We start from the raw sequence: 8,405 nt of genomic DNA on the forward strand, positions 1-8,405 counted from the left end.
GAGCGTTACTCATTTTAGCTTCGACGTCACGGATTAGGGCCGGAACTGTGCTATTGCGCCGTCGAAGGCGACGGGCTCGCACCACCGCTCACTTTTCCATCACGTCGCGTCACCGTCGGTGTCCATCCTCCGCCACACACGAAAATGCCCGCCGGACGCGTCTTCTCGACTCGACGTTCCGGCGGGCGATTCCCTGCTAGAGCTGGCCGCCACCGCCGATCAGCCAGGGGTTGAACGTGCACGCCAGATTCGGGTGCCCGGTCGGGTCGAGCGCGTGCAACGCGATCGACAGTGCCCGTGGCGAATACATCATCGTCAGGTGGTCGGACACGTCCTGCTCGCAGCCGTCCTGCAGCGTCACGTTGTTCACCGTCGCACCGGGACCCGCCTGCAGGAACGTCAGATCGTAGGGGTTGGTGATTTCGTCGTAGCGCGTACCGATGACCGTGTAGTCGACACCGGAGGCGGTATCACCGCCCTCGTTGAGCTTGTTGATGAAATCCGACCCGATCGTCTGCTGGATACCGGCGTGACCCACCGGGATCTCGATGAAGCCGAGGATATCGATACCGAGGTTGTTCACCGCGCGACCCAGCGCACCGATACCGGCGAGCGAGGTGCCGTGATTGGTGGCACCGAGGGTGATCAGGTTCTGCACCTTGGCCGCCCCGCCTTCGTACTTGGCGTACCAGTTCGCCATGGGGCCGCCCTGCGAATGCGCCACGATGTCGACGTCGGGCGAGCCGGTCGCGACGAGAACGCGGTCGACGAAGGTACTCAGCTGCTTGGCCGAGTCCTGAATGTAGCCGGTGCCGTTCACGCCGGGCAGCACCGAACCGACACCGCCGCCCTCGATCGGGTTGGCCCGGCCGAAGTTGAAGGTGAAGGTGCAGAAGCCCGCGTCCTTGATCGGCTGGCTCATGAAGGAGAACGCATCGTAGGCGTTGCTCCAGGTACCGTGCACCAACACCACCGGACGCGGATGCTCGGGGCTCGGCTTGCAGTTCCAGTCGTTGGTTCCGGGCGGAGCCGCGTCGGGGGAGGTCAGGCTATAGGCGAAGCCGCCGAGGAACGACGTCTGCGGTGGGCCGTAACCCACTGTGTCACTGGCGAATCCGCCGGAAGACCCGGAGCTGCTGCCCGAGCCGCCGTAGCAGTCACCCGACCCGTTTCCGGAACCGGCGCCACTGCCGGAGGTACACGCCGAGCCGGAACCGGCACTGCCGGAATCCACTACCGGCGCACCGTGCAGACCCGAGGCGATGTAGTCACCGAGCTGCTGCTCCTGCGCCTGATCAGCCGGGGTCGAGTCGGGCGCCGCCGAGGCGGTGACGCCGACAAACCCCACGGTCAGTGCCGCGACCGCCGCGGCAACCGCGAACTTTGTCGACGCGCCACGCATCGTTCGTCTCATCGAAAATCCTTCTCACCGAGAACGTCAACGGCAGGTGCCGCTGCGAATTCGGGCTCACGCTAATTCGCATTTCGTCCGAAAAGACCTGCTGGCGAGGGGGTCTGGAGAGGTCACAAACCCCGCCGGTGGCACGACCGGAGTACTCACAAGCCGATATCCCTACTTCGGGCGGGTCCGCCGCGCTTATCGTCTGATGACCGATCGACGTATCCCGATGAAGGACGTGAATGGTGGCCGACCGCGCAACCACGGCACAAGACAACCTCGCCACGATCACGCGAATATGCCTGGACATCGCGAACGAGATATCCCACGGCGCCGCACTTCCGGACAAGACCCGGTTATTGCAAGCGGCCGCCGACGCGTGCGCGCAGGAAGGGACACCGGTCGATATCGTGCTGCACAGCGCGCACGTCGGGATGAAAGCCGGAATTACTGCCAAAGGCGCCACATCGAGCACCAGCGCACTCGACGACCCGCACGTCGTTGTGGACATTCTGGACCGAATTACCTCGACGATCTCCCTCGCCTACACCAGCGAACTGTGCGCGGCGGCGGAGCGACCGCACGCCGCGACGGACGCGCTGACCAGCGCCATCCTGAGCGGTTGCGCCAGCAACACCGCGGCACGGGAACAGGGAATCACCGTCGCCGACGACTACTTCGTGCTGGCGATCGCACTCCCGCTGGACGCGCAGGATCACCCACCGACTCCTTACGCCGGTGTCGCCGCGCAACGGCGATTGCGTCGCGTGCGCACCGAACTCACCCGTCGGTGCGGCCGAAACGTGTTGTCGCTGCTGGATATCGGCGGCGGCACCATCCTCGTCCCGCTGCCGACCCATACCGACGACGACATCGACGCCCTGATAAAGCAACTCGGCGATGCGGCGGAAATCTCGATCGCCGCCACGGTGGCACGTGCGCATACCCGACTGATTCCAACCGCCGCGAAACAGGTGCACGAGTTGCTGAACATGGTGCTGCGACTTGGCCGAACACAGGGAATTCACCGTTTCGAGGACTTGGCGCTGGAATACCAACTCGCGCGTCCCGGCCCGGGACGAGACGCACTCACCGCCCTACTCGACCCGCTCGCCGGGCACCCGGAGCTGATCGAAACCCTCCGTTGCTATTTCGCGAACAACCGCAGCCGTCAACAAACCGCGAAAATGCTGCGCATCCACACCAAATCCGTCGACTACCGCATCAGGAGAATCGGCCAGCTCACCGGAATCGACACCTCCACCCCGAGCGGCCTGTGGAGCCTCTACTCCGCACTCACCGCCCGCGCTTTCGCCACGACCGCCAACGCGGACATCTCGGAAATCACCCGCCCCGCAGTACCGACGTAACCCATGCCCGGCACCCACGGCGCCGCGAGGAATCGACATCCTGCCCACCGGGCCGGTCGAGACAAGGCCGCTCGCACCAAGTCCCACACGCGGGTCTCCGCACCCGATCTCACTCCTCGACCACCGTGCCCGCAACGTACGGCGTGGGGGCCGTGGCGTATTCAGTGTGCTGCATATGGACCCCGGACACCGTTGTGACGGTTTCCGTCCGCGGCGGGCAGAATTGTGACGCCGTTCGCGATACCGTTGCCCGGCCCCAACGGGTATCGCTGTACGCATCGTTACGGCACCAACCGAAGTATCGGGCGATCGGCTTGCACACCTAGAAGCTCGTGGACACGTTCAACCGACCAGGCAAGTTCGGACGCAAGACCTGCGAGACTCGCCCCATGGCGTGTCGCCAACTCGAAGGCTTGCGCCAACAGCACGGGCTTCTCACCGGGATAACGCGCAATGGGTTCGTCCAGGAACATCCCCTGAGCTTTGAGCTGGTTAAGGTGCTGGTAGGCGCGACTGGCTGTGGGAGCAGAAAACAGGCCGAGCTCGCGGCAGCGATAGAGCAATGATTTCGCTGACACCCCCCATGCGGTTTGCAATCGTGCCAGCACGGTGAAGTCCACGCGGGACGGAAGCTCCGGCGCGATGCTGGCGCGCGGGGTAAGGAATTCCGCCGCGAACGCGTCGGCTTCTCGCTCGTTCTGTTGATCACCGGGTGCGGTGTCGCCATGCAGAACCAGGTGGCCGAGTTCATGCGCGGCGCTGAACCGATACCAGTAGACATCGTCAGCGCGGTCCGGGGTCAATACAATCAGCGGTCGAGGTAATCGAGATGTGGAAAACGCTGCGATACGTGCGGCTTCGGCGCGCTCGAACGGCAGCATCGCCACCACGATGCCCCGTGACTCCATCAAACGAACCAGGTGGGCGATCGGTCCCTTCCCAAGCCCCCAGTACCCACGCAGTTGCTGGGCGGCCTGAACGGGGTCAGGTATCGAAGTGGTTGTCGACATGACCTCTCCGCCTGCGAAACCTGGCAGATCCACGATGGGTAGTTCTACCCATCGCTCCAGCGCGTGAGTCAACTCCCACACTTGAGAGGCGAACGCGACTGCTTTGTCGCGCTGGAACATCCGCGTCGATCGCAAGCTTCGAAAGTGAGTGCCGGAAGCATCCAGTTGCGCGTTGGGTCGCCCGGAGGCGAAGAACGCAACTGACACGCCTAGCACCTCAGCAAGGCGCAGTAGCACGTCCGGGCGAGGACGTGCTACTCCCGCCTCGTACTGGCCGACGGCGGCTGGGGTAACCCGCAGATCGTCCGCTACGTCCTTCTTGGTCAGCCCCTTGAGCTGACGTGCTTGGGTCAACCGGGCCGGGTCGAACGCACTCGCGACGTCGACCGGCGTCGGCGCCGATGACTTGCCCGACGGGAAGAGCGGTGGTTGGTCAGTCTTGGTCATTGTCCTGTATGCGGGCCTCGTCGGGGCGGCGCTCGGTCTGCGGAGGCGTGTCCAACTCTCTATCGCCAGAGGTGCGCGATCCGAAGATCAGTCCAGGTTCCTCAGCCGCGTCGAACCGTGGCACGCCTTGTCCAGTCGCGTTCAGGTTGTCGTTAAGTGCTGTGATACCAGGCGATCCTGCCGAAATCAGTGGTAGCGGTGTGTGCTCGCCCCACAACAGTTCACCACCGCCGAGGTGCTCGGCTCGCCCCCACTCGATATTCAAAAGGCCAGCTTCCAAGTTGCAGGCGTAGGCGACCACGATCAGCTCCGTGCCATCCCCGAGTTGGGGGAACGCTTCAAAATGCTCAGGCAGGTCGAAATCGGCCCACGACTCATCCAGGTACGGCTGTGGCCGTTCGACCTCTGTCGCGTGCGCGCCGAACAGTCTCTCTCGCTGCTCGGAGACCGGTAGAGGAAGACCAGCGCGCTCCACCGGGACACCGGACCGATCCGCGTACCTCAGCGGGAAAAACACCTTATCGGCCAGCACCGGAAGCTCGTAGCTACCGAACCTTGCCACCCTCGCCCCAGCGATCGACATCACGGCTGCCACCAGCTCCTCGTGCTGACACTCCCACAATGTCGTTCCATAGACGCGGAGCGTCATCGACCGCGCTGCATCGTGACTGGCGCGTGCTCGCCTGTGAGCGTTGGCGAGCGCGGTGGGGATACGCTCTCGCAATACCTCGACGTGCTCTCCGAAAGCGTCAGCCGCCCAGTCGGACCGTCCTATAAATCTCATGCCGCCCCTTCGGTTCTGCATCGACGTCGCGCTTCAATGCACGACGTCATTATGCACTCAACACTTTATTTGATCGCATGAAATTTTCACAATCGGCAAGTCGGCGTGTTGATGCCGAACTCAACTGACCGGTCAGGGCCCGGCGGATGACCTGCAGCAACGCCCGCTCGCACAGGGGGAAATGGGTTGTCCAGTGCGGTTTGCCTCTTCGCTGCGGGTTAGCACAGAGGGCGGGTATTTTGATCGTCGTAGGCGCGGGTCACTCTGGTGCGTCAGCATCGAACCCACTGCGTTGAGCGGTATCTCACGGTTGTGGAGGCCTACGGACGGGAAGAGACAGTATGGCTGATGAACCGTCTTGGCTATCGCACAGCGCCGACCAGCCCTTGCAGAGGGCGACGGCCACTTCGGTGATCGCACCGATGGCCGTGCCGCTCGCGCCCGCGGTCGCGAGGGGTGTCGATGGCCTGGTTCGTCAAGGTGCCGAAGTAGGGAGGCGGGTCAACGATTCCTCCAATCCCGGTGCGGCTCGACGCTGGAGGCACTTCCGCCCATCCACTTCATGCCACAGACAGGGCACTTGACGTACCACTCATCGCCGGGTGCGTTGAAGTCCAAGATGCCGCCCTGCCCAGTTCCCGGGCAGTTTTCTGCTGAGTGAACCTCTTGCGATGCCATTCCGATGGCCCCCTTTGCACGTCGATTCTTGTGCTCTCAGGTGAGTCGCGTCTCGTCTCACCTGAAATCGCAACTCTGCGTTGAAAAACGATATCGGAGGCCCATGATCAGCTGGCGATAATCTTGTTCGACTTTGTACGGTTGCACCGCCAGCACAGGGTCTGAAGGTTGTCGTGCGTGGTCAGCCCACCCTTGGACACCGGCACGATGTGGTCTACCTCGAGCAGTAGGTGAGGTTCAACTGAGAGCGAGATAGAGCAGTACCGACAAGTGAAGTTGTCACGCTCCTTGATCGTTGTCCGCAGCCTCGAGGTCATCAACGCTCGCTGGCCCGCCGCGCTTCTACGGAACTTGATCTTCGCCGACATCGTCTCGATCATCGCGTCAATCGTTTCTCGATTGAGAGTGACAGTTGAGCGCTGCGAGCTGTTTCCACCGGCACTGACGTACTCGAACATGTACACCGGGTAAGGCACTGTGATCGGCGACAACTCGGCCCCGACGCGCTTCATGAATTCGTCTGCGTAGTGCTTCATGATGAACTTGGGCGGGTTGACCGACTGGGTGATGCTGACTTCGCGCTGCCCGAGGTTGGTGATGGCATCTTCTAGGCGAATTATGCCGTCACCTAGGTTCTCGACGTCGGCCAAGCCGGTCTCGGTGGCTTTGATATTGAAGTACTTCATGACGTACTTGATGGGATCGGCGCTCGCGTTGCGGACAACCTGCAATGAGCAGTTGTGCACGAACGGCGTCTGATAGGTGGCGATGTTGCGGTCGCGCCGGTACCTGTGCCGGCTGGCGTTCTGGAAAGTCGCTAGGTGCGCCTGCGCGCCAGTGACCGACCCACCGAGCGCGAACGTGCCCCGCCTGCCAATCTCACCGACGTACTGGGCCAGCTCGTTGTGCTCAGCGACGAAGGATGCGATTGCGACCTTGTGGGCTAGAAAATCGTCGCTTGCGAAGTACCGCATCATGCGTATATGTCGAACCAGTAGCGCTAGGCCCCACGTCCCGAGCACGACGGCAGCGGCCGCTGCGATCGGTAGCCAGTTCGCGGCCACCCACCCGATGACCAACAGAATCAGTCCGAGAACTATCAGGACCCCGATTACTTGCGCCATATCGCCTCTCCCCGAACCCCACTCGCTGCAAGCGTAGTCGGTGACGATAGCAGCAGCGCCCGACAAAGAAGGGAGAAGCGATGACTGCCTGCGGTAAGCGGCACCGGGATCAACCCCAAGATCGTCAGCCAACGCGCGGGACACACCGGCGTGGCATTCACCATGAAGACCTACCAACACGTCCTGCCCGGCATGGACGAAGACGACGCTGCCATCGCCGCCGCGCACCTACTGGACGGGACACCACAGCACCAGTGACACTTAGTTTGGCTAACGATGCCAAACGTGATGCCAAACCAACGAGAAATGGCCCCGGAACCAGTGGTTCCGGGGCCATTTCCCCTTAGTAGCGGGGACAGGATTTGAACCTGCGACCTCTGGGTTATGAGCCCAGCGAGCTACCGAGCTGCTCCACCCCGCGGCGGTGAACACAACCTTACACACGGTGCACGGGGACGCCAAATCCCCAGGTGAAGGTTGGTTTTTGCGTCATCCGTCCGCGACGGCGAATGTCACGGATCGAGATTCGTCCGAGCCCAACGGGTATAGGTTCCATCATGGTCGCAGCACAGTTGATCAATTGACCGAAATATCGGGCAGTCAACACCCGTCGAACGTCCCGAAATTCCGGCGATATGGGCGGGCGGAGGCGCATAAACGTGCCATACACCACTATATCGTAGTGATGTCGAACACATAACGATGGCATATCGCCTACCGCGTTTACCGTGTGTACACCGTTTCGGGCCTGCATTAATGGCACCGTTCGAGTTATTCGCTTCATGCAATTCCGGCGTTATCAAGACGTGATCAGCATAGATTTCTTCATTACCGTCACTGCGGGGCCCTGATCATTCCGGGGCTCCGACTCGGGCCGCCGAGCACCGTCAACCCTGTCCCGCGGCCCAGAGCATCCCCGACGACCTGGGGGCAGGGTTCTCGTCGCCAGCGGCAGTAGCCGCAGCCTCGAGTCGGCGAACGCAGGGAGGGAATCCATCCATGACTGAGAACCGGAAGTTCAGCACTCGCGCCCTCGGCTTCGCCGCCGTCACCGGCGCACTTGTTGCCGTCCCGTTCGCACTCTCCACCTCCACCGCCACCGCGGCGCCCACGCACGACTGGGACGGCGTAGCCCAGTGCGAAAGCGGCGGCAACTGGGGAACCAACACCGGAAACGGTTACTACGGTGGCCTGCAATTCTCGCAGGGCACATGGGCCGCCAACGGCGGCGACGGCTCCGCGCACGGCGCCAGCAAGCAGGAGCAGATTCGAGTCGCGGAGAACGTTCTCGCCTCGCAGGGCGCGAGCGCATGGCCCGTGTGCGGCCAGTACCTGCGCCAGGGCGCCTCCGAGCCCGAGACAATCCCCGAGGTCCAGGAGCAGCCCGAGACCGCTCCCGAAGCCAAGGACCGACCCGACACCCAGACGCTCATCGACCGCGCGAAGGCCGCGGGCAGCCAGCTGGCCGAACAGAACGGCCTCGGCGAGCAGTACGAGCGCCTGGTCGAGCAGAACAGCGGATTGATCGACACGCTCGGCCGCTGATCTTCGCCGAAAACGCCGACGGCGTCGCTATCACAGTGTGATAGCGAC

At 62.8% G+C, this 8,405-nt stretch carries 6 protein-coding genes and 1 tRNA gene; 2 read left to right on the plus strand and 5 right to left on the minus strand.

Translation table 11 applies throughout. The features are described 5' to 3' along the window. Positions 1-196: 196 nt before the first annotated feature. Positions 197-1,414 (minus strand): esterase/lipase family protein, encoded by a 1,218-nt coding sequence (locus tag ABEA50_RS30595; protein ID WP_345499945.1) that lies wholly within the window; start codon positions 1,412-1,414, stop codon positions 197-199. A gap of 230 nt (positions 1,415-1,644) precedes the next feature. Between ABEA50_RS30595 and ABEA50_RS30600 the strand changes: the two genes are divergently transcribed. Continuing rightward, complete coding sequence (locus ABEA50_RS30600; RefSeq protein WP_345499946.1) at positions 1,645-2,769, plus strand: PucR family transcriptional regulator; 1,125 nt, start codon at positions 1,645-1,647, stop codon at positions 2,767-2,769. A gap of 281 nt (positions 2,770-3,050) precedes the next feature. On the opposite strand, the gene ABEA50_RS30605 is transcribed toward ABEA50_RS30600, so the two are convergent. The 4 genes from ABEA50_RS30605 to ABEA50_RS30620 all read right to left on the minus strand — a co-directional run bounded on the left by ABEA50_RS30605 (position 3,051) and on the right by ABEA50_RS30620 (position 7,233). After that, positions 3,051-4,226: an ImmA/IrrE family metallo-endopeptidase gene (locus tag ABEA50_RS30605; protein WP_345499947.1), complete on the minus strand. Its 1,176-nt coding sequence runs from the start codon at positions 4,224-4,226 to the stop codon at positions 3,051-3,053. After that, a complete protein-coding gene (locus ABEA50_RS30610; RefSeq protein ID WP_345499948.1) occupies positions 4,213-4,821 on the minus strand; it encodes a hypothetical protein in 609 nt (202 codons plus the stop codon). The genes ABEA50_RS30605 and ABEA50_RS30610 overlap by 14 nt, the downstream gene beginning before the upstream one ends. 974 nt (positions 4,822-5,795) lie before the next feature. Next, complete coding sequence (locus tag ABEA50_RS30615; protein ID WP_345499949.1) at positions 5,796-6,812, minus strand: HNH endonuclease; 1,017 nt, start codon at positions 6,810-6,812, stop codon at positions 5,796-5,798. Positions 6,813-7,159: 347 nt separating this feature from the next. After that, positions 7,160-7,233 (minus strand) — tRNA-Met (locus ABEA50_RS30620). A gap of 578 nt (positions 7,234-7,811) precedes the next feature. Here ABEA50_RS30620 and ABEA50_RS30625 point away from each other — a divergent pair. Then, complete coding sequence (locus ABEA50_RS30625; protein WP_345499950.1) at positions 7,812-8,357, plus strand: transglycosylase family protein; 546 nt, start codon at positions 7,812-7,814, stop codon at positions 8,355-8,357. Positions 8,358-8,405: the final 48 nt, after the last annotated feature.

Origin of the sequence: Nocardia callitridis (assembly GCF_039543305.1) — a bacterium.
Classification (GTDB): Bacteria; Actinomycetota; Actinomycetes; order Mycobacteriales; family Mycobacteriaceae; genus Nocardia; species Nocardia callitridis.